We start from the raw sequence: 20,530 nt of genomic DNA on the forward strand, positions 1-20,530 counted from the left end.
ACATAGGCCCACGCGGTGTTATACGCATATGCAGACCGAACCGCACACCCGCCACAGCCACTCGTTACCCGAACTCCGCTTCTCGCTCAACCTGTTGTACATAGGCCGGTTTCTGCTGGGTATGCAATCGGCTGGTGCATCGGACCGGCTCGATGAGTTCGACGAAAAAATTGAAGATGTCACGGATGAGCTGGTCGCCACTGAATTACTTCACGAAGCAGCCGTACTGGCAGGCGACGTCTTGCTTACTGACCCACAAACGCCCGTATGACGGGGTAGATACGCGGCAGTACAGCTTCGATCTCCGTTTTTTCGGTTTCGGTCCAGTGCCGGGGCTGGCCAAACTGACAGGGCTGCAGAATACCCCACAACTCGCCATCCTGCTGAATATGAGCATGCACCAGCGCCCGGTGACCAAACGTTTCGTGCTCGAACGAGCGGTTCAGTATCTCAGGCCCTGCCGTTTCTACATCGTCTACGTATACCGACGGCTGCAGGCTGAGAGCCGCCCGAAACAGTGGATCTTCGTCGGGTAAGTCGGTCGTGTCGGGTTGCCAGTCGGGCTGGATTACATCCGGGATGCCAGCCTCCTTCCGCCAGCAGAACGCAATCCGCCCCCGCTGCTGATCGGGTTGACGAACGTACAGAAAACAGCGGTCGGCCTCCAGGGCCAGCCCAACCGTTTCAACAACCCGGTTCAGGGTTTCCTCGGGCGAATGTCCTTTCGACAGCAGCGCATCAATGGCTGCGGGCAGTGTACTTATTGTTTGCATAGCCACTAAACCCGCCAGATCAGGCATGGTTTATTTAGGCAGCTGGCTGCTTACCGAACAAACTCGTTTCTTTGCCCTAGAATACAACCAACCCGCGTATGACCCACGCTTCTGACGCTACCCATTCCTGGGCAGCCCTCTTCGACATGGACGGCGTCCTGATCGACAACACCGACTTTCATATCAATGCGTGGCTGCACTTTTCGCAGCAACACCATCGCCCGATTACCAGAGACCAGTACCTGGAACACATCAACGGTCGGGTTTCGGCCGATGCCATGGCCTACGTGTTTCAACGACCCGTATCGCCGGGCGAGCTGATTGTGCTGACCGAAGAAAAGGAGGCCATCTACCGGAATCTGTACCGGCCGCACCTGCAACCGGCGGCCGGCCTGCTGTCGTTTCTGAACGCCCTGAAGGCGGCTCATGTCGGGCTGGCCGTGGGCACTTCGGCGCCAATGAGTAACGTTACATTTACCCTCGATGGGTTGCCACTCCGACCCTATTTTAACGCGGTGGTCGATGCCAGTATGGTTCAGCGCGGCAAGCCCGATCCGGAAATTTATCTCAAAGCCGCCGAACGGGTGGGTGTTCCGCCCGCCCGGTGCGTGGTGTTCGAGGATGCCTTTGCCGGCATCGAGGCTGGCCTGCGGGCAGGCATGGCGGTCGTTGCCGTTGCCACCACCCACACCCGGGCCGAGCTGGAAACAACGGGCGCTTCGCTCATTATCCCGGACTTCACCGACCTCTCCGTCGAGACCGTCCGCACGCTGGTTCTGCCAGCCTGAGTCGGTTACCGAACCCTTCCGGTCGACCCTATGCCCGGCTTTCCAAACCGGGGCCGGGCTGGTCATGGCCGGGCCGAATGGCAGAAAGTAACGACAGACCTGTATCAATTTCGTAAATTTGTGGGCGTTTATCGAACCCGCACAACGTTCCTGTCTGTGAACACTACATCCGACATGACCAGTACACCCGCCCGCGAGGGCTTTTTCTTTCCGGCCGAATGGCATCCGCACGTGGCTACCTGGCTCAGCTGGCCTCATACCGAAGCCTCCTGGACCCGCGACCGGCAGGAGCTGATGTTTCCGGCTTATATCGACTTCATCAAAGCCATTGCCCAGAGCGAACAGGTCTGTATCAACGCGCATAACGAACAGGTCATGCAGGCTGCCGAAGACCGGCTGCGGGCCGCTGGCGTCGATATGAGCCGGGTTACCCTCCTGCCCCATCCCACCAACGACTCCTGGTGCCGCGATCATGGGCCGGCCTTTCTGATCAACCCAGCCAAGCAGCAGCGACTGATCGTAAACTGGGGCTACAACGCCTGGGGCAACAAATACCCGCCGTTCGACCTCGACAATATGATTCCGATCCGGATTGCCCAGTACCGTGGTCTGGACTACGTTACCCCCACAGCACCTACCGGGAGTATTATCATGGAAGGCGGATCGGTTGAGTTCAACGGAGCGGGCACGGTGCTGACCAGCCGGGCCTGCCTGCTTAACCAAAACCGCAACAGCCACCTCACCCAGGCCGACATCGAGCAATACCTGTACGACTACTACGGCGTTCGGCAGGTATTGTGGGTCGAAGAAGGGATTGTGGGCGACGATACCGACGGGCATATCGACGATACGGTCCGGTTCGTCAACGAAGACACGGTCGTTGCCGCCTACGAGGCTAACCCCAGCGACGATAACTACCCGTTTCTTCAGGACATTCATCACGAGCTGCGCAGCATGCGGCTTCTGAACGGCAAGCAGCTGAACATTGTTGAGCTACCCATGCCCGATCCGGTGGTCAGCGATGGACTTCGCCTGCCGGCCTCCTATGCCAATTTCCTCATCACCAACGGCTCGGTCATCGTACCTACTTTCCGGTGTAACAACGACCAGCCTGCTCTGGACATCCTTGGCCAGTGTTTTCCGGATCGGCAGGTCATCGGCATCGACTCGACCGACATCGTGTGGGGACTGGGGAGTTTTCATTGCCTGAGCCAGCAGGAGCCTGCTCTTTAGTGTCGATTTACCCTTTTGGTTTACAGGTTATGCTATCTATCCCCCGTTCGTTCATTGCCCGGCTTTCCGGCCCGCTTGCGCTTTCCGTTGTGCTGCTGTCATGCGCTCCGCAAAAGCCGCTGACGGCTGAGTTGCAGCCGCATTCGTTACACGCCCTCAACCTCGAAGAGACCGTGAGCCAGCGCGATGAACTGATGCTGGCCTACTCGCTCGCCAGTTACGATGCGCAGGGCAAACCCGTGGGCGTTGTCAACGGGGGCTGGGGCGTAGAAACGGTCCGGCGCGGGCAGCGGCTCGATCTGGCCGCAACGGGCAGCGGGGCACCCGGGAAAGGACCAGCTCAGCCCATCCGGCTGGCCTTACCCCGCAACGGCCGGCTGGTAGCGTCGCTGGTGCTGATCGAAGTGGACGACTACAACCGGGCGAACCAGTTTCTCGATCAGATTCGGCGGGTCCACAATGTAGTCGCGGGTCCGGCCGCTTTTCTGTTGACGGCTACGGAAGTGCTGACACCGCTGAAATACGTGGCCGCCGGGCTGGCTGCTTCCGGCATAGGCCTGAAACTGGTCGATCAGTTCGACGACGATGATCTGCTGGGCCAGAGCAGTGCCGACCTGCGCGAAGCTGATCTACGAGCCAAAAAACAGCGGTTTGTCCGGATTCCGGCCACCTTCAAAGGGCAAAACCTCCGCGACGTATTCGACTACCAGCTGGAGTACGACATCCTGCTCCGGACCGCACAAATCAGACCGGCCCGCCAATAAGCCCACCGCTCAAATCGTTCTATCAGACGAATGTTTTCCAACACGCGCTTGTTTACTAAGTACCCCCGAATCAATTATCCCGACGCTATGCGCCACCTTACCGGCGGTCTTGTACTGGCCCTTTTCGTGGCAGCCTGCAAAACGACAACCCCGGTTGTTCAGCAGGCGGCTCCTCCCAAACCGGTTATTCTGACCCTGGGAACGAAAGCCTTTACGACCGATGATTTTTTTCAGTCATTCACCAAGAATCAGTTATCGGCCGACTCGGCCCAGCGGACTGACGTGAAAGACTATTTTGATCTGTACACGAATCTAAAACTGAAAGTAGTAGCGGCCGAAGCCGAAGGTCGCGACACAACCGAAGCCTTTCGGGAAGAAATGGCTACCTACCGCAAGCAACTGGCCCAATCGTACCTGATTGATAAAGTGCTGGTAGAGTCGCTGGCGGCCGAAGCATACCAACGGATGCGGGAAGAAGTCAACGCGTCGCACATCCTGATTGCCGCCCCCGAAGACGCAGCGCCCGCCGATACCCTGGCCGCCTACCAGAAAGCCGTAGCCCTGCAAAAGCGGGTGCAGGCGGGTGAAGATTTCGCTGCGCTGGCGCGGGAAAACTCGCAGGATGCCACTACCGCCGACAATGGCGGCTCGCTGGGCTATTTTACAACCTTCTCGGTCGTCTACCCCCTCGAAACGGTCATTTACAATACGGCCGCCGGACAGGTGTCAGGCCCGGTCCGGACCCGCTCGGGCTACCACCTGGTTCGGGTTAACGACCGTCGGCCCAGCCGGGGTAAAATCCGGGTGGCGCACATCCTGGTTCGGTTAAGCCCCGGTGCCGACGAGTCGGGCCAGAAAGCGGCCAAAGACCGGATCGATGCAGCTTATGCCCGGCTCCAGCAGGGCGAACCGTTCGAAACCGTATGCCGCGAGGTGTCGGACGACCTGACGTCGAAAGGCAACGGGGGTATACTGCCGTTGTTCGAGACGGGTCGGCAGGTGCTGTCGTTTGAGGATGCCTCCTTTGCGCTCACACAACCCGGGCAGCTTTCGCAGCCAGTACGGACCAATTACGGCTGGCATATTATCAAACTGATCGAACGCAAAGGTCTGGAACCCTACGAAACCCTGGCCCCTACGCTCCGGCAGCGCGTCATGACCGACACCCGGGCCGAAGTGCTACGGCAGGCTACGATCCAACAGCTTCGCAAACAGTATTCGGTCAATGAAAATAAAGACGTCCTGAATCTGGCATTCGCCAAAGCCGACAGCAGTCTGCTGCGCGGTCAATGGCGGTACACAACTCCGCTCGATGAAGCCCTGCGGAACAAGCCAATCGTCAATATTGCCGACATGCCCTACACGGTCGATACCTTCTTCGAGTATGTCCGGCAGCGGCAGCAACCGGCCCGCAACCCGGCCATGGCCGCCGTGACCCCGGTCAGTACGCCCGTTGCCGGATCGCCCCAGGTGGTGATGCGCCGGTTGCTCGACCGGTTCATCGGCGATCAGCTCATCGCTACCGAAGAGGGGAACCTGGATAAAAAGTCGCCGGAGTTCCGGTCGCTGATGAGCGAAATACGCGACGGGGTCCTGCTCTCGCAGGTCATGGAGCAGCACGTCTGGGAGCGGTCCATGACCGACTCGACCGGTCAGCAACGCTATTACGAGCAGAACAAAGCCCGCTACCAGTTTCCCGAACGCGCTGCCGCTACGGTTATCATCGCGCCCAATGACGAGCTGTTGAAACAGGCCCAGACCCTGCTGGCCCGTAACGCGCCCTACCAGCTGAAGCGCGCGACCCCCGACCTTGCCTACAGCCGCAACCAGACAGCGCTGAATGCCGACCTGCGCGAGCGGCTCTTCGACGTGCTGGTTGTAATGACCCGCAATCCCGATTACCTGGTCGAGGTAGCCGGATCGCATGATCCGACCGAGCGGGACTCGGTATCGGCCGGGCGGGTTCGGGCGGTTGTCAGTTACCTGCAGCAGAACGGCGTACCGCTAAACCGGATTATGGAGAAAGACTACCAGGGCGAACAACGCCCCGGCCTGGCAGATCCGGCGGCTCAGCGTAAGGTATCATTTCAGTACTTCTCGAACGCGAAAGCCGATGTTGCTAACGTGCTCAGCAGCGCCAGCGCCCCGGTAGAGGTCGTGGAAGGCGTCTTTGCCAAAGGCGCGAACGTGTATGTAGACAGCGTCAACCCCTGGAAAGCCGGCACCACCGTTTTACGCCCCTCCGGAAAAGCAGTAGCCGTTACGATCAGTCGGGTTGAACCACCCCGCCCCAAAACGTTTGCCGAAGCACGGGGAGCCGTAATCAACGATTATCAGGCTCAGCTGGAAAAGCAGTGGCTTGCTCAGTTGCGCCAGCAGTATCCGGTCAATGTGAACGAAGAAGAAGTGCGAAAACTGGTGAAATAAGCGCGCCGGGAAGCCGGTTGTGACTGCCGGTAACCAGTTGTTCGGATTATGCCTCGTTCAAAGGCCTTAAATTTTCTTAAAACGCAGAACCTCACCGGTTCTGTCTGTATCTTTAAAACATGAAAAAAGTAAGCTGTAGTGCTCTGTTTATCCTGATGGGCTGGTTGCTGACCGCACCGGTCTTTGGCCAGGGCCAGGGCGTAAGCCTCAATAAAATCATTGCCAAGGTCGACAACTACTATGTCCTCCGTTCTGATCTGGAAGAGGCCTACCAATCGTACGTAGGTCAGAACCAGACCCCTCCGCAGAAATGTCAGCTGCTCGAAAGCCTGGTCATCAACAAAATGATGCTGGCCAAAGCCGAAATCGACTCCGTCGTGGTTGAAGAAAAACTGGTCGACAGTGAGCTGGACACCCGCATGCAGTACATGGTTGGGCAGTTCGGCTCCGAGAAGAATATTGTAGAAGCCTACGGCAAGAGCCTCGAGATGCTGAAGAGTGAATTGCGTCAGCAGGTGAAAGATCAGAAGATTGTGCAGAAAATGCAGCAGAAGATCACGACCGACGTGAAGGTTACCCCACGCGATGTACGCCGGTTCTACGAGTCGATCCCGAAAGATAGTTTACCCTACATGCCTGCCGACGTTGAAGTAGGCCAGATTGTTCGGTTTGCCAAGCCAACCAAAGAGCAGAAGGAAGCCCTCCGGCAGCGGCTGCTCGACTTTAAAAAGCGGGTTCAGGACGGCGAAGACTTCGCCAAGCTGGCCAAAGAGAACTCCGAAGACGTGGGATCGGCCCAGAACGGGGGCGACCTTGGGTTTGCTAAACGGGGCGCGATGGTGGCACCTTTTGAAGGAGCCGCGCTGAAGCTAAAGCCGAACGAGATGTCAGACGTAGTGGAGTCGGATTTTGGTCTTCACCTGATTCAGCTGCTGGAAACCCGCGGGGCCGAATACCACGCCCGCCACATCCTGCTCCGCCCCGATTATAACCGCCTGGACCTGACGGGCCCGACCCAATACCTCGACAGTCTGCGTACGCTGATCGCAGCCGACTCGCTGAAGTTCGATAAGGCCGCTCACGATTATTCAGAAGACAAAACTACGGCCGACGCCGGTGGCCTACTTCGCGATCCGCAGTCGGGCAGCAGCCGTCTGGCCATGGATGGGTCTATGGAATACGCCCTGTTCCAGATGCTCGACACCATGCAGGTAGGCAGTGTATCGAAACCGTTGCCGTACCGGACCGAAGATGGAAAGAGTGCGGTACGATTGTTGTATTTCAAAAGTAAAGTAGCCCCTCATACGGCCGATTTCAAGATCGATTTTGAGAAGCTGCAAAACATTGTGCTGACCAACAAAAAGAACCGGGCCATCGATGATTGGTTCCGTAAGTCGGTCAGTGATGTGTATATTACGGTCGATCCCGAATTTCAGGGCTGTCGTATTTTTGGAACGACCCAAAACAGCGCAGCTCAGCTAGGCGGTGGCGGAAATTAGCGACGAGGGGTTGGTGTTGAACGATGCGCGGCTTTCGTTTATCAGTAACCCTTCTTAACTCATCACTCATAACTTTTTCATTGTGCCTTACTCATCTGACGTGGCGGCTGCCGAAGCTCTGACTCAATCGTATCAGAAGTTAAAAACCGAAATTTCGAAGGTAGTTATCGGCCAGGACGACACCGTCCGGTTGTTATTAACGGCTATTTTCTGTCAGGGCCACTGCCTGCTGGTGGGTGTGCCGGGTCTGGCCAAGACACTGCTTATTCAGACCATCGCCAGCGCACTCGATCTGGATTTTAACCGCATCCAGTTCACGCCTGACCTGATGCCGTCCGACATTCTGGGCTCCGAAACCCTGGATCAGGACCGCAACTTCAAATTCATCAAAGGTCCCGTTTTCGCCAACATCATCCTGGCTGACGAAATCAACCGGACGCCCCCCAAGACCCAGTCGGCCCTGCTGGAAGCCATGCAGGAATATGCCGTTACCATTGCCGGTCAGAAATACAACCTGGGTCGGCCTTTCTTCGTACTAGCTACGCAGAACCCCATCGAACAGGAAGGTACCTATCCGCTGCCCGAAGCCCAGCTGGACCGCTTCATGTTCAATATCTATCTGGATTACCCGTCGTACCAGTCAGAACTGGATATCGTGAAGAATACCACGTCTGACAAACGGCAGGAGGTAAACCGGGTCATCACCGGCGAGGAAATTCGCGAGTTTCAGCACCTGGTTCGCCGCGTTCCGGTTGTCGACAATGTCATAGAGTACGCTGTAAAGCTGGTACACAAAACGCGGCCCAATACCGAGCTGGCCGCTCAGGATGCCAACCAGTACCTCGAATGGGGAGCAGGCCCACGCGCGTCGCAGGCGCTGATTCTGGCCGCCAAATGCAATGCCCTGTTGACCGGCAAATACTCGCCCGATATTGAAGACGTACGGGCCGTAGCGCTGCCCATTCTGCGCCATCGCGTGGTTCGTAACTTCAAAGCCGAAGATATCTCCGTCGAGCAGCTGATCAAGCGAATGCTCTAACGAGGAACCCAATAAACAGCAAAGGGGTAGCAGGAGGATTATCGATCCCCTGCTACCCCTTTGCTGTTTACCAGCCTACGCTAGTTGTCTTCTTTGTTCGACTTTCCCAGGTAGTCGTCGTTGTGCATACCTGTCGAATCATCATCGACGCCCGACGCATCGACATCGTCCGTTTCTACACTGACCAGACGGGGCTCTCCCTCCTGTTCGCGATTCTGGTGGTATTTTTCTTCGGTTGGCGACTCCATATCGTTGAGCGGTTTGTAGTTTAGATTTCGGCCTTCCTAAAACGGGGGCGTTCTATACTAACTAAACTACCCGCCTTTCAGCCACCAAAGCGATTCAGCGGCCACGTCGACACTCACCGACTGCCCAGCCCGCAGATCCGTACGGGTAGTGAGGAGCCGCAAACAGACGTATCGCGACACCTCGACATCCACTTCCGAGTAGCTCCCCCGAAAAAATACCGCCCGAACGGTACCGCCTACGCCAGCCTCGCTGAGTTTGATCTGCTCGGGCCGCAGGCAGACCAGCGCTTCCGGATTATCGCCCCCGGGCAGGTTGAGAACGGGCAGGTGTTTAGCCTTCAGAATAGTAGCCGCCCCCGTCATTCGGGCCGCATAGGCCGTAGTGGGGTACCGGTATACATTGGCAGGCGTATCCAGCTGGATGAGTTTTCCCTGCCGAAGCACCCCCAGGCTGTCGGCTATCGACAGGGCGTCCGTAGCATCGTGGGTCACCAGCAGGCAGGCCATTTTGTCGTGCTGAACCAGATCGAACAACAGGTCGCGGACAATGAGCCGGTTCGGTAAGTCGAGGTGACTGAACGGCTCATCGAGCAGGAGTACCGTCGACTGGCCATCGTCAGGTTTGTTGGCCACCGCCCTTGCGATAGCCGTTCGTTGCTTTTCGCCCCCCGACACCTGACGGGGCAGTCGGCCCTGCACGTCGGTTAGCCGGCAGAGTCGTAACAGCTCATTGACCCGGAAATCGCGGTATCCTTTTTCGAAGTAGCGCAGCGCATAGGCGATATTCTCGCGTACCGATATGTTCGGCATGAGCTGGTACTCCTGCGGCACCAGCCGAATCTGCGGATGCCCCGCCACCAGCACCTCCGACGGACCCGGCACCCGCACGCCATCAAGTCTGATGTTGCCGGTGTCGGCATCGGCTTGCCCCGCCAGCAGCGCCAGTAGCGTGCTTTTCCCCGACCCGCTCTCGCCCACCAGCGCCATAATCCGACCCGGATCGAGGGTGAACGACACGTCCCGAACGGCCCTGACATCGCCGGCAAATACTTTGGTAAGATGGGTAGCTGTGAGCATTTGTAGTGACCGGAAAGACCTGATATACGGTCTTTCCGGTTCAGAAAACCAATCCGTTCGGATCAGAATATAAAGTTGGTACTGAGAAACTCGGACTTGTGTCCACCTACTATTTCATTCAGGATATGCTTGTTGGAGCCGGTATCTTTGGTTGCCACGGCCGACCGGATCGAGAACGAGCGCAGGGCATCCTCAACGGACAGGGTTCCCTCGGCCGAATCTTTCCGCCCGGTGAACGGGAAGGTGTCGGGGCCGCGCTGGCACTGGGCGTTTATGTTGACACGGCTTACGAGGTTAACCAGCGGGTCGATCAGGCGGGCAATAGCTTCGGGGTCGGTCCCGAAAATGCTGGCCTGCATACCGTGATCGTCCGTGATCAGGTACTGGATAAACTCTTCCTCATCGTCGTAGACAACGACCGGAATAACGGGGCCGAACTGCTCCTCGCGGTACAGACGCATACCCTCACGAACGGGATAGACTACCGCCGGCCGAAACAGCGACGCTTCCGTTTCCCCTCCTCCTTCGTTCACGATCGAAGCTCCACCCGCTTCGGCATCGGCTATGATATCGGCCAGATAGCGGGTTTTGTTGGGCTCGGGCAGGGGCGTAATCTGCACCCCGCTGGCCCAGGGCATACCGGGCTGTAGATTACTCACTTCCGGGTTGAAGCGTTTCAGGAATTCGTCGGCAACCGACCGATGCGCCCAGATGATCTTGATGGCCGTACAGCGCTGCCCGTTAAAAGACAGGGTGCCAAGCAGACATTCTTTCACGGCCACATCGAGATCGGCATCGGGCAGAATAATAGCGGCATTTTTGGCGTCCAGACTCATGATTGACCGAAGGCGGTTCAGCTTGGGGTGCTGCCGCTGCAATTCGTCGGCAACGCGGCTGGAACCGATCAACGTGAGCACGTTCACCTTCCCCGACTGCATAACGGGCGGCACCACATCGGCTCCGCGGCCGTAGAGCGAGTTAACGACTCCTTTGGGGAAACTGGTCCGGAAGGCCTCCAGCAGCGGGTAGTGCAGCAACGAGCCATGTTTCGGCGTTTTGAACAGGATCGTATTGCCCATCAGAATAGCTGGAATGAGCGTGGTATAGGTCTCGTTTAGCGGGTAATTGAACGGCCCCATAGCCAGCACAACCCCGAGGGGCGACCGCCGGATCTGCCCGATAATGCCTTCTTCGATACGGAATCGCGATGAGTTGCGGTCCATATTTTTCAGCGTGTCGATGGTGTCGTAGATGTACTTCACCGTCCGGTCGAATTCTTTGGTGGCGTCGGCCAGGTTTTTACCGATCTCCCACATAATCAGGTTGATCACCAGGCTGCGCTGCTCCAGCATTTTCCCGATAAAGGTTTCCATACAGGCAATGCGCTGGGCTACTGCCATCTGTGGCCACTCGCCCCGGCCGTTATCGTAGGCAGCTACAGCGGCCTCCAGCGCTTCCAGGGCTTCTTTGGGGCCAGCCACGGGAAAGCTGCCTACAAGCTGACGTTGCAGCGTGCCGTTTTCGTCGGGAATACAAACCGGCGAATACACCTCTGACACGTTGCCCGTCCAGGGGCGCATTTCTCCGTTCAGCAGGTACTCGCGCTGGTGGATGGGTTCGATGTGGAAGTCAGCCGGAATCTGTGACGAATCGGCGGGAAACAGGGTACGCAAGGAAGAGGATGCCATGTTACGTTTTACGGTTAAACAGGTTGCACAGAACTACAAAAGGAAGAACGGGCGTAAACTTCACCATTCAACCATCGAATTACAACCCTTATCCGCTAAACCTATTTGTTGACTCTATTTCCGTTAACCCTGGCTTGTTTACATCAATACCTCATATGCGTTATTTACGTTGATGGCTGGTGCCGCCCCTGCAGATTTAGTGTAATTAAACCAATGCATGGGTCAGGCCCGTCAGGAGACTGTCTCCTGACGGGCCTGACTGTTACTGAATGGCAGCCGCTTTCGGCCTGCTGAATGCGAGTCGCCTGTCTTTGGCATAAGCACCCGCGTACATCAGTAATCCACCCACAACGATGGTGTTGCGAAACACGTTGAGCAGGTCGTTTTCGCTGGTGGCGGCTCGCGGAACATGGACCAGAATAATCATCAGAAACACGTACAGCGCCATCAGTAACGAGGCAAGTTTATCATAGCGACCCCATACGCAACTGATGATGAACAGCAGTACACAAACTCCGGTGGCGTAATTCCAGAGAACAGGAAACGGTAGCCAGACCGGAACGAAAGACGCACCAACATCCGCTTTCCCAAAATGAAGCAGAACGTACATACTAAACGGCAGCACAAATAGCCACCGCCCAAGGCCAATTAATTTGTTCATGATTATGGTTGTTTGGAGAGTAAAGCGAACAGAGCATACCGGGCTGGATAGTCAGAGCCAACCGTCCGGCCCGCTAGGTACGTGGGCCTGGGGTAACTCCGGTTCAATCGTACAAGATCGTGGAGTTCACGGCTGTCGACCGGGTGTGGCGTGCTGCCGATCGGTGAGCACGCACTGTGGTACAGGCCCTGGCCCCTATTGTGGTGGTATAAACGTAGATCCTGGTTCATGGCAGTGGCGGTTTCTGGTCCTGTTGCCCCTGCAAAGGTGCTGGCCAGCCACCGCCCCACTCTTGACTTTTGTCAACGTTTCAGAGCCTGGCTTTAAGTCGGCTGAGGGTTTCGGGCGAGATGCCGAGGTACGACGCCACCAGTTTATTGGAAAGCCGGGATAGGATGCGGGGCTGGTGCTGCATCAGCCACCGAACGCGATCCAGCGCATCGAGTGCCATGAATGTATTGACCCGATAGACGGTAGTGGCGTAGGACTGCTCCAGAATTTGCCGGTAGATCTGCTCGAACTGGGGCACCTGCTGCTGCATTCGCCCGAATTGATCGCGGTGAATAGCCCTGACCACCGTTGGCTCAACGGCCCGGAAAAATTCCTGGGAGGCTTGCTGATTGGCAAAACCGTAGATATCGGTCAGCCAGTTGTTCTCGAAGACAAAGTCACGGCTCGTTTCGGTGCCGCCGTTGGTGCTGACAAACACCTGGATACAGCCTTTGGCTACAAAATAGCAGTACTGACACACCTCACCGGCCTGTAATAACATCTCCCCCCGCCGTACTTTTCGGGTTACGAAAGCCGACAGCACATCGGTCAGCTGCGTGTCGTTGGGGCTGATGCGGGCGCGGATGTAGGCTTCGAGCGGGTCGACCATGGCTGGGTGGCAGGTATGAAGGTGGCGAACTAAAGATACGAGTTGTGCGCTTACCAGCTAGTCAGCCTGACAACCGCAGCGAATAGCGACCTGGCCTAATTTCATGCATCAACCTGTTGACGCCACGCAAACCGATTACTGAGCCACCTCTATGTTATCCTCGCTCATTCACTATATTCAGGAGCGATCGTCCAGTACGCTCTCCGAACAGGATATCAGCCTGATCGGCGAAGCGTTTATTCCTAAAAAGTTGCGAAAAAGGCAATTTCTGCTTCAGGAGGGTGAAGTCTGCAAATGCATCGCCTTTATCGTTAAGGGAGCCACCCGTCAATACACGGTCGACGACAAAGGAAACGAACACGTACTGAACCTGTGCGTTGAAGGCTGGTGGGCCGACTTAGCTTACCGCCGGACGAGCCCACCCTCAGCCCGGCCACGATGATCATCCATCAACGGAGCCACGAACATGGGCAACCGGAATTTGTCGGCGTGGGCTGTCCATTGCGGGTCCAGTTACCGTACCGACTGGAATCAGCCATCCATTCGCAGAGGACAGGGGAAAAGCAGAGACCGGCTATACCCCGGAGAGCAAAAAATAAGGTCATAACCTGCTGAAGTGAGCAAATTATGACCTTTTACATGTACCGGGAGCCGGACTCGAACCGGCATGTCCTTGCAGACAATGGTGTTTGAGACCATCGCGTCTACCGATTCCGCCATCCCGGCGTCTGGAATCGTTCCTGCCGGGGCAGGATGCGTTTGTCAAACGTGGGCACAAAAGTAGGGGGCTACGTTCATCTTTGCAAATAAATCCCTGATTCTGCCCGGGAGACTCCAGAAATGGCTGCGTACCTATAGATTATATGATGCTGATTTGATTAGCTTTACAGCCCTTAGTCAGTACGTTACCATGTATACCTCCTCCTCAACGTCTATCAGCTTCCCTTCCCCCCCGCTGCTGGCCGAACTATTCGCCGGATTGCCTCATGGTGTCATAGCTTACGAAGCCGTTCGGGATGCCGACGGACTGATTATGGATTACCAAACCCTCTTTTATAATCCGCAGGCACTGGCCATCAAAGGGCATACGCCCGAGCAGATGACCCAGCAGCTGCTCTTTCAGCGGTCTCCTTATCTCCGCATCCAGGCCGATTCATTGAGGCAGGTGGTCGAGAACCAAACGGCCTATGATTACGAAGAACTGATTCCGATCAGCAATCGCTGGTTTGCCTTCGAGAACAGGCCGCTGGGAAACGGCTTTTTTACCATCATCCGCGATATCGACGCCCTCAAGCAGGCCGAGCAGCAACTGGCCGAACAGAACGAGTCACTCCGGCGCGGGGCCGACCAGGCGCTTCAGCAACAGCGGCTGATCCGGTCGGTACTGGATACATCCCCAATTGGGATTACCGTTGAACAGGCCATCCGAGACGAAACCGGCGATATCATCGATTTTCAGGCTATTTTGATCAACCCCACCGCCCTGGCTATGGGCGGCCATACCGAAGAGCTGGCGCTGAGCCGACGCATCAGCGAACTGAACCCCACCTTCAGGACCTCAGGGCTCATGACTGCCTATCAGGCTGTTATAAGCACTGGCGAGCCATTCCATGTGGAGTTTTACCACCCTCCTCTGGCCCGAACCCTTGAGATCACGGCTACCCGGATGGACCAGGAGCATCTGATCGTCCTGTTCAACGACGTAACCCAGGCCCGGCAGGATGCCCTGGCGCTGCAACAGAAAAACGAGCTGCTGAATGGTGTACTGCGCACCTCCGAAAGCGGCATTATCGTATTTGAGGCCGTTCATGATCAGGCCCATCAGCCTGCCGATTTCCGACTGTTGCTTACCAACCAGAGTGCCAGGCGGATGTTTGGTCTGGAGGTGGCCGGCGCCGTTGGCCAATTACTGACCGAGATCAGGCCCGCCACCCGCGAGACCGGCCTCTGGAAACGCTACAACCGGGTTTACCAGACGGGCCAGACCTACCAGGGACAGTATTTTGATATACCCACCCAGCAGTGGTTCGATGTAACGATCAATAAGCTTGGCGATGGGCTGGTAGCTACCTTCAACGACATCACCCAGGCGCAGCTCGCCCGGCAGCAAATCGATGAGCAGGCCCGGCTTTTCAACGGGGTACTCTGTAGCATCACCAACGGACTGTCTATCCTCGACCTGGTTCGTGATGAGACGGGTGCTATGGTTGACCTGCGCTATGTACACGTCAGCCAGACCATTCTGCACGACACGGGCCGTACGAAGCAGGAAATGATCGGCAACACTATTCTTTCGCTGTTTCCGGGCGTTCGGGAAACCAAATACTGGACCGCTTATCAGGAGGTAGCCCGCACCGGAAAGCCCCAGCGATTTGAGGTACACTACACCGCCGAAGGGTTCGATAACTACATGGATAACTGGGTAACGCGGCTCGATGAAAATCGGATCATTTCGATCTACGCGATTACCAACGATCAGAAGCGCGTCGAGATTCAGGCCAAACAGCATGCGGCCACGCTTCAGAGTGTGTTGGACAGCTGCCAGTTGCCCATTGTCCTGCTGGAACCCATCCGAAGCGATCAGGGCGCTATTATTGATTTCCGGTACGTCATCCAGAACGAAGCCAGCGCCCGCATTCTGGGCCACCCCGTCGCCGAAACCACGTCCCGAACGGTGCTCGAAGTCATTCCCGGCCTCCAGTCGGCGGGTATTTTCGACCGGTATGTAGCGGTTTATGAAACGGGCTTACCCCAGCAGTTCGAGCAGCATCTGTCCGAAGCGCCTATGGTAGGCTGGTTCGATTTTTCGGTCGTCAGGCAGGACGATGGTATTGTGGTCGCTATCAATGATCAAACCCTGCTCCGGCAAACCTTGCAACGCGCCGAACAGCTGGTTATCGATCTGCGCCGGTCCAACAGCAACCTGGAACAGTTTGCCTACGTGGCCAGCCATGACCTGCAGGAGCCCCTTCGCAAAATTCAGTCGTTTGGCGATGTGCTGATGAACCAGTTCAGCCGGTCGCTTTCTGACGAAGCCCAGGATTTACTGCTTCGGATGCAGTCGGCAGCCAGCCGTATGAGTCTGCTGATTCGTGACCTGCTTACCTACTCGCGGCTGGCGACCCAGCAGGAGCCGTTCAAACGGGTTGATCTGACTGCGCTGATTGCCGAGGTGATCAGTGATTTCGAGCTAACGATTGCCGAAAAGAACGCCCAGGTCATTAGTAACAACGGCAGCGGACAACCCCTCCCGGTCCTCAACGGCAACGCCATTCAGCTTCGCCAGCTCTTTCAGAATCTGATCGGCAATGCGCTGAAATTTGCCCGGCCCGGCCTTGGCCCCGTTATTTCGATCACCGCCCAGCCGGTCGGGCCCGACGACGTTCCGGTTGCGGTTCAGAACCGTACGCAGCACAGCTGGATAGCCATAGTGGTCAGCGATAACGGCATCGGCTTCGACGAGCAGTATCAGGAACGTATTTTTCAGTTGTTCGAGCGCCTGCACGGCCGGAGCGAATACGCCGGTACGGGTATTGGCCTGGCCGTTTGCCGGAAGGTAGCCGAAAATCATCAGGGTACAATCGCTGCGCACAGTCAGCCCGGACAGGGAGCCACGTTTACCGTTTACCTGCCGGTTGATCTGTAGGGAATTCCCGTTTCTGTAACGACGTGATTATTCGTAGCGCAACGCTTCGATCGGGTCCAGCTTCGAGGCCCGCACGGCCGGGTAAATACCGGCAAAAAGCCCAACGCCTATGCAAACGACCAGGCCCAGCACCATCCAGGCCCAGGGCACAACGAAGCCACCTTCGCCACCTTCACCCTGGCTGATGACCAAGGCAATAAGGTTGCCAATGCCGAGGCCTAGCACAACGCCACCCAGTCCGCCCAGAATACAGATAACAATGGCTTCGATCAGGAACTGCTCGCGAATTCGTTTGGGGGTGGCTCCCAGCGACTTGCGAATCCCGATTTCGCGGGTGCGTTCGGTTACGGAGACGAGCATGATGTTCAGCAGCGCTATCGACGCGCCCAGCAGGGTGATGAAGCCAATGCCGAAGCCACCAATACGCAGATACCCGGTGATGTTCTCGGTTTCTTTAGCCAGGTCGTCGGCCCGCTGAATTTCGAAGGAATCCGGTTTTCCGAGCTGGTCATGCCGCACGAGCCGCATAACCCCCTGCGCTTCGCCGATGGCCTCATCCTGGTCGGCCACGCTCGGCGCCGAAGCGGTAATATCGAACGATAGCTTCTGGCTACCGGCCAAAGCTCGGGCGTTGTCGAGCGGAATCAGAATGATCCGATCGTCGCCCCCGCCCGTAAAACCGCCTTTCTTGGCCAGTACGCCAACCACCTTGTACTGGCTACCCGATACCCGAATGGCCTGATTGAGCGGGTTTATTTTTTTCTCGAACAGCGTAGCGGCTACCTCGCTGCCGATTACGGCTACGTTGAGTCCGTATTCGAGGTCGTTCTGCGTAAGGTTACGGCCGCTCAGCAGGGAGAAGCCTTTAACGGCCAGGTAGGCCTCATCGCCCCCCGTCAACTGAACGTTAGGGTTCGTTTTTCGTGAGCCGAACTTAGCCTGAGCCGCTCCGTTCACGACCGTCGACACAGCAATGGTTGTTCCCAGCGAAAACCGGCGTTTGAACTGGATGGCATCGAAATAATCGATAGGTTCGTCCTGTTTCTGCACCCGGCCACCCCGCCGGAAGGCGTCCTGCCGGGCCACGATGCTGAACGTATTGGCACCCAGCCCCTCGAAACTGCTGTTGACCGAATTCTGAATACCGTCAATAGCGGTCAGGATACCTACCAGCGATGTAATACCGATGGCAATGATGAGCGACGTCAGGATGGTGCGAAGGCGGTTTCCCGCAATCGACCGCAGTCCTTCACGAATGTTTTCGATTAAGTTCATAGCCAGAAACAAGGGGTGACAAGCCTGACGGGCAAACGTAGTACCAGACTATCTATGCCCGGCGCACGGCGCTTTTTTCGCACAATAATTGCTTATCTTTCGTTATTACAAAACTACGTCGTACAATCTGAACGGGGAAACCAATGAAACGGCTGCTGTTACCGCTTATCCTAATTCTGTCACTAACGGGTCGGACCTGGGCTTCCCGCATTCTGATTCCCATGGATGAGGGCCAGAAGAATCACTTGAAAGCCTATGGGATCGCATACTGGGTACTGAAAACGCACGATACCGAGATCGACTGGCTGCTGAATTATCGGGGTGGCTCGTTCATGATGCCCCAAAGCCAGGCGTTCATCAATGAAATGGTTATCCGGGGGGTTAGCTATGATATTATTTCCGAAGCCCAGGCGGGTCAGATTCTGGCCGAGGTAGCCGCTCCGGATGCGAATATGGACGCGGTCAAGCTCCAGAAACCACCCAAAGTGGCGGTGTATTCTCCCAAAACGAAACAACCCTGGGACGATGCCGTAACGATGGTGATGACCTATGCCGAAATTCCGTACGACGTGGTGTTCGACGAAGAGGTCATGAACGAGAAACTACCCGAGTACGACTGGCTTCACCTGCACCACGAAGACTTTACGGGCCAGTTCGGCAAATTTTTCCACTTCAAAGACCAGCCGTGGTACATTGCCCAGAAACAGGAAGCGGAAGCCATTACCCGCAAATACGGCTTTACTAAAGTACCTCAGCTGAAACGGGCCGTTACGCAGAAAATCCGTGATTTCGTCCTGGGTGGCGGCTATGTGTTCGCCATGTGTAACGCTACCGACACCTACGATATCGCGCTGGCGTCGCAGAATACAGATATCGTTGAGAGTTTCTACGACGGTGACCCCGCCGACCCGAACGCCAACAACAAGCTTGACTTTTCGCAGACGTTTGCCTTCCGCAACTTTCAGGTTTACACCAACCCGTACCTGATCGAGTTCTCGAATATCGACAACCAGCCCGAAGAGCGCGGCCTGAGCGAGCACAACGACTACTTCACCTTGTTCCAGTTTTCGGCCAAGTACGACCCAATCCCAACTATGCTGACGCAGAATCACCTGAACGTCATCAAAGGATTTATGGGACAGACGACGGCCTTCAAGAAAAACCTGATCAAGCCCGAGGTCATCATCATGGCCGAGAACCGCTCGGCCGGTGAAGCCCGCTACATTCACAGCCCCTACGGCAGAGGGTTCTTTACCTTCTATGGTGGCCACGACCCCGAAGATTACCGCCACGAGATCGGCGAAGAGCCCACCGACCTGAACCTGCACCCCAACTCGGCCGGCTACCGGCTCATCCTGAACAATATTCTTTTCCCGGCGGCCAAGAAAAAGAAGCAAAAGACCTAGATCGGCTAATAGCTGAACCAGGCCGCCGTTGTCTCGTCGCGCCCCTGGCTCTCCAGCCGACGCTCCAGGTCATCGGGTAGTTTCGGAAAAAAATCGATGCCGGTAATGCGCTCGATCTGATCGACGGGTACAACAAACGACCGTAGCGACTGGTCGGATGGCTCGTTGCGTAACAAAAAGCCAATCATCCGAATATCGGGCTTGTTGCAGTACAGAAGCACCTTATAATACTGCTCCGGTACGCTGACTTCGTTTTGCCGGCCAATGGTGGGCAATCCGGATTTGAGTACGGGGCCGGTGATGACGTACAACCCGTTATCGCGGACGGCCCACTTGCGGACCAGTTCCTCCAGTTCACGCCAGATGCCCCGGTTGAACTGCGGAGCCTGCGGGCTGATGTTACTCATGTAAAACGATTCGCGGGTCATGCGCTGGGAGAACTTAAAATCACCCGCCGGAGCCAGGTGCCCACGGTCGTAGCCGGATCGGGTGTAGTCGGAAGGCAGGGCCGAACCCGTTTCGACCAGCGGATCGGGCTGAAACTGCTCCCGGTCGCGGTCGGCATCGCCGGTGATCTCGTACGCCAGTAAAGGGTAGGCTACCCAGTCGGCCTGCTCGTAAGCCTCCCGATAGCGCAGCACATACCCGTCATGCCGGATAATAGCATCGTCGGGGCGGAAGGCTGGCAGCAGAAAATCAACCTGCTTCTCAAAATCGAAACGAACGTTACCGGTTGCCGTCCCTTTTTCGGCCGGTTCAGGCGCGTCGCGACGGTCATCAGAGGCTTCACTTTCGGGTTCGGGCCGATCGCTGGCTACGTCTTCGGTGGGTTCAGGGGCTTTGTAGGGGTTACGCTCCTGCCTGGTCGTTGACGGGCCGAGTCCAACAATCCGCCGAATATCGTTCCAGAAAGCAACAACGGGCTGAGTACGACCGCCGTAGTGCAGAAACAAGCCAATCAGAAAAAAGACGAACAGCAACACGAGGGTGTTGCCGCGTAGCCGGAAGCCCCGACGCATGTATTTTTGTGGTGAGCGCATAGGTGTAAAACTACGAACGGTTTGTGGTTTACGGCAGATCGGGCGCAAGTTAACCGACTGTCACGCGTTTGTGAACCGTAACCGAT

At 56.5% G+C, this 20,530-nt stretch carries 18 protein-coding genes and 1 tRNA gene; 10 read left to right on the forward strand and 9 right to left on the reverse strand.

Annotated elements, in window-relative coordinates; all coding sequences use genetic code 11:
• The first annotated feature begins 28 nt into the window (after window positions 1-28).
• Window positions 29-271 (forward strand): hypothetical protein, encoded by a 243-nt coding sequence (locus B1C80_RS05985; RefSeq protein WP_077920166.1) that lies wholly within the window; start codon window positions 29-31, stop codon window positions 269-271.
• Here the strand turns inward: B1C80_RS05985 and B1C80_RS05990 are convergent.
• The gene (locus tag B1C80_RS05990; protein WP_077920167.1) at window positions 246-773 is read right to left on the reverse strand and encodes a GAF domain-containing protein; all 528 of its coding nucleotides are present in this window, start codon (window positions 771-773) and stop codon (window positions 246-248) included. The two genes, B1C80_RS05985 and B1C80_RS05990, sit on opposite strands and share 26 nt — an antisense overlap.
• Window positions 774-871: 98 nt before the next feature.
• On the opposite strand from B1C80_RS05990, the gene B1C80_RS05995 reads away from it, so the two are divergent.
• The 6 genes from B1C80_RS05995 (at window position 872) to B1C80_RS06020 (ending at window position 8,523) form a co-directional block, all read left to right on the forward strand.
• Window positions 872-1,561 carry an HAD family phosphatase gene (locus tag B1C80_RS05995; protein ID WP_077920168.1) on the forward strand — a complete coding sequence of 230 codons (690 nt, stop codon included), beginning with the start codon at window positions 872-874 and terminating at the stop codon, window positions 1,559-1,561.
• A 174-nt stretch (window positions 1,562-1,735) separates the two neighbouring features.
• Complete coding sequence (locus B1C80_RS06000; protein ID WP_077920500.1) at window positions 1,736-2,794, forward strand: agmatine/peptidylarginine deiminase; 1,059 nt, start codon at window positions 1,736-1,738, stop codon at window positions 2,792-2,794.
• A gap of 29 nt (window positions 2,795-2,823) precedes the next feature.
• A complete protein-coding gene (locus tag B1C80_RS06005; RefSeq protein WP_139361594.1) occupies window positions 2,824-3,558 on the forward strand; it encodes a hypothetical protein in 735 nt (244 codons plus the stop codon).
• Between the two features lie 87 nt (window positions 3,559-3,645).
• Window positions 3,646-5,985 carry a peptidylprolyl isomerase gene (locus B1C80_RS06010; protein WP_077920169.1) on the forward strand — a complete coding sequence of 780 codons (2,340 nt, stop codon included), beginning with the start codon at window positions 3,646-3,648 and terminating at the stop codon, window positions 5,983-5,985.
• A gap of 119 nt (window positions 5,986-6,104) precedes the next feature.
• Entirely contained in the window at window positions 6,105-7,484 is a 1,380-nt protein-coding gene (locus B1C80_RS06015; RefSeq protein WP_077920170.1) for a peptidylprolyl isomerase, read from the forward strand.
• A gap of 82 nt (window positions 7,485-7,566) precedes the next feature.
• Window positions 7,567-8,523, forward strand: a complete 957-nt coding sequence (locus tag B1C80_RS06020) for a MoxR family ATPase (RefSeq protein WP_077920171.1) — start codon at window positions 7,567-7,569, stop codon at window positions 8,521-8,523.
• A gap of 80 nt (window positions 8,524-8,603) precedes the next feature.
• Here B1C80_RS06020 and B1C80_RS28510 read toward each other — a convergent pair whose 3' ends face one another.
• The 5 genes from B1C80_RS28510 to B1C80_RS06040 form a co-directional block, all read right to left on the reverse strand.
• Window positions 8,604-8,771: a hypothetical protein gene (locus tag B1C80_RS28510; protein WP_201723556.1), complete on the reverse strand. Its 168-nt coding sequence runs from the start codon at window positions 8,769-8,771 to the stop codon at window positions 8,604-8,606.
• 66 nt (window positions 8,772-8,837) lie between these two features.
• Window positions 8,838-9,848 carry an ABC transporter ATP-binding protein gene (locus tag B1C80_RS06025; RefSeq protein WP_077920172.1) on the reverse strand — a complete coding sequence of 337 codons (1,011 nt, stop codon included), beginning with the start codon at window positions 9,846-9,848 and terminating at the stop codon, window positions 8,838-8,840.
• A gap of 62 nt (window positions 9,849-9,910) precedes the next feature.
• Window positions 9,911-11,536: an NADP-dependent glyceraldehyde-3-phosphate dehydrogenase gene (locus tag B1C80_RS06030; RefSeq protein ID WP_077920173.1), complete on the reverse strand. Its 1,626-nt coding sequence runs from the start codon at window positions 11,534-11,536 to the stop codon at window positions 9,911-9,913.
• Window positions 11,537-11,798: 262 nt separating this feature from the next.
• Entirely contained in the window at window positions 11,799-12,197 is a 399-nt protein-coding gene (locus tag B1C80_RS06035) for a hypothetical protein (protein ID WP_077920174.1), read from the reverse strand.
• Between the two features lie 310 nt (window positions 12,198-12,507).
• Window positions 12,508-13,077 carry a Crp/Fnr family transcriptional regulator gene (locus B1C80_RS06040; RefSeq protein ID WP_077920175.1) on the reverse strand — a complete coding sequence of 190 codons (570 nt, stop codon included), beginning with the start codon at window positions 13,075-13,077 and terminating at the stop codon, window positions 12,508-12,510.
• Window positions 13,078-13,228: 151 nt separating this feature from the next.
• Here B1C80_RS06040 and B1C80_RS06045 point away from each other — a divergent pair, with 151 nt between their 5' ends.
• Window positions 13,229-13,519 (forward strand): Crp/Fnr family transcriptional regulator, encoded by a 291-nt coding sequence (locus tag B1C80_RS06045; RefSeq protein ID WP_236648647.1) that lies wholly within the window; start codon window positions 13,229-13,231, stop codon window positions 13,517-13,519.
• A 200-nt stretch (window positions 13,520-13,719) separates the two neighbouring features.
• Here the strand turns inward: B1C80_RS06045 and B1C80_RS06050 are convergent.
• A tRNA-Leu gene (locus B1C80_RS06050) sits at window positions 13,720-13,803 on the reverse strand.
• 184 nt (window positions 13,804-13,987) lie between these two features.
• Between B1C80_RS06050 and B1C80_RS06055 the strand changes: the two genes are divergently transcribed.
• The gene (locus B1C80_RS06055) at window positions 13,988-16,723 is read left to right on the forward strand and encodes a PAS domain-containing protein (protein ID WP_077920176.1); all 2,736 of its coding nucleotides are present in this window, start codon (window positions 13,988-13,990) and stop codon (window positions 16,721-16,723) included.
• Between the two features lie 27 nt (window positions 16,724-16,750).
• On the opposite strand, the gene B1C80_RS06060 is transcribed toward B1C80_RS06055, so the two are convergent.
• Entirely contained in the window at window positions 16,751-17,998 is a 1,248-nt protein-coding gene (locus tag B1C80_RS06060; RefSeq protein WP_077920502.1) for an ABC transporter permease, read from the reverse strand.
• Between the two features lie 143 nt (window positions 17,999-18,141).
• On the opposite strand from B1C80_RS06060, the gene B1C80_RS06065 reads away from it, so the two are divergent.
• Window positions 18,142-19,404, forward strand: coding sequence for an asparagine synthetase B (locus B1C80_RS06065; RefSeq protein ID WP_077920177.1), 1,263 nt, complete (start codon window positions 18,142-18,144; stop codon window positions 19,402-19,404).
• A gap of 5 nt (window positions 19,405-19,409) precedes the next feature.
• On the opposite strand, the gene B1C80_RS06070 is transcribed toward B1C80_RS06065, so the two are convergent.
• Window positions 19,410-20,444: a DNA/RNA non-specific endonuclease gene (locus B1C80_RS06070; RefSeq protein ID WP_077920178.1), complete on the reverse strand. Its 1,035-nt coding sequence runs from the start codon at window positions 20,442-20,444 to the stop codon at window positions 19,410-19,412.
• Window positions 20,445-20,530: the final 86 nt, after the last annotated feature.

It is taken from the genome of Spirosoma sp. 209, assembly GCF_002006735.1.
Lineage (GTDB): Bacteria > Bacteroidota > Bacteroidia > Cytophagales > Spirosomataceae > Spirosoma > Spirosoma sordidisoli.

What these genes read in the sequence shown, in the direction of transcription:
- B1C80_RS06025 (WP_077920172.1), bottom strand. Translation starts at nt 9,848, where the DNA reads ATGCTCACAGCTACCCATCTTACCAAAGTATTTGCCGGCGATGTCAGG.
- B1C80_RS05985 (WP_077920166.1), top strand. Translation starts at nt 29, where the DNA reads ATGCAGACCGAACCGCACACCCGCCACAGCCACTCGTTACCCGAACTC.
- B1C80_RS06015 (WP_077920170.1), top strand. Translation starts at nt 6,105, where the DNA reads ATGAAAAAAGTAAGCTGTAGTGCTCTGTTTATCCTGATGGGCTGGTTG.
- B1C80_RS06010 (WP_077920169.1), top strand. Translation starts at nt 3,646, where the DNA reads ATGCGCCACCTTACCGGCGGTCTTGTACTGGCCCTTTTCGTGGCAGCC.
- B1C80_RS06065 (WP_077920177.1), top strand. Translation starts at nt 18,142, where the DNA reads ATGAAACGGCTGCTGTTACCGCTTATCCTAATTCTGTCACTAACGGGT.
- B1C80_RS06060 (WP_077920502.1), bottom strand. Translation starts at nt 17,998, where the DNA reads ATGAACTTAATCGAAAACATTCGTGAAGGACTGCGGTCGATTGCGGGA.
- B1C80_RS05990 (WP_077920167.1), bottom strand. Translation starts at nt 773, where the DNA reads ATGCAAACAATAAGTACACTGCCCGCAGCCATTGATGCGCTGCTGTCG.
- B1C80_RS28510 (WP_201723556.1), bottom strand. Translation starts at nt 8,771, where the DNA reads ATGGAGTCGCCAACCGAAGAAAAATACCACCAGAATCGCGAACAGGAG.
- B1C80_RS06005 (WP_139361594.1), top strand. Translation starts at nt 2,824, where the DNA reads ATGCTATCTATCCCCCGTTCGTTCATTGCCCGGCTTTCCGGCCCGCTT.
- B1C80_RS06055 (WP_077920176.1), top strand. Translation starts at nt 13,988, where the DNA reads ATGTATACCTCCTCCTCAACGTCTATCAGCTTCCCTTCCCCCCCGCTG.
- B1C80_RS05995 (WP_077920168.1), top strand. Translation starts at nt 872, where the DNA reads ATGACCCACGCTTCTGACGCTACCCATTCCTGGGCAGCCCTCTTCGAC.
- B1C80_RS06030 (WP_077920173.1), bottom strand. Translation starts at nt 11,536, where the DNA reads ATGGCATCCTCTTCCTTGCGTACCCTGTTTCCCGCCGATTCGTCACAG.
- B1C80_RS06040 (WP_077920175.1), bottom strand. Translation starts at nt 13,077, where the DNA reads ATGGTCGACCCGCTCGAAGCCTACATCCGCGCCCGCATCAGCCCCAAC.
- B1C80_RS06070 (WP_077920178.1), bottom strand. Translation starts at nt 20,444, where the DNA reads ATGCGCTCACCACAAAAATACATGCGTCGGGGCTTCCGGCTACGCGGC.
- B1C80_RS06035 (WP_077920174.1), bottom strand. Translation starts at nt 12,197, where the DNA reads ATGAACAAATTAATTGGCCTTGGGCGGTGGCTATTTGTGCTGCCGTTT.
- B1C80_RS06045 (WP_236648647.1), top strand. Translation starts at nt 13,229, where the DNA reads ATGTTATCCTCGCTCATTCACTATATTCAGGAGCGATCGTCCAGTACG.
- B1C80_RS06000 (WP_077920500.1), top strand. Translation starts at nt 1,736, where the DNA reads ATGACCAGTACACCCGCCCGCGAGGGCTTTTTCTTTCCGGCCGAATGG.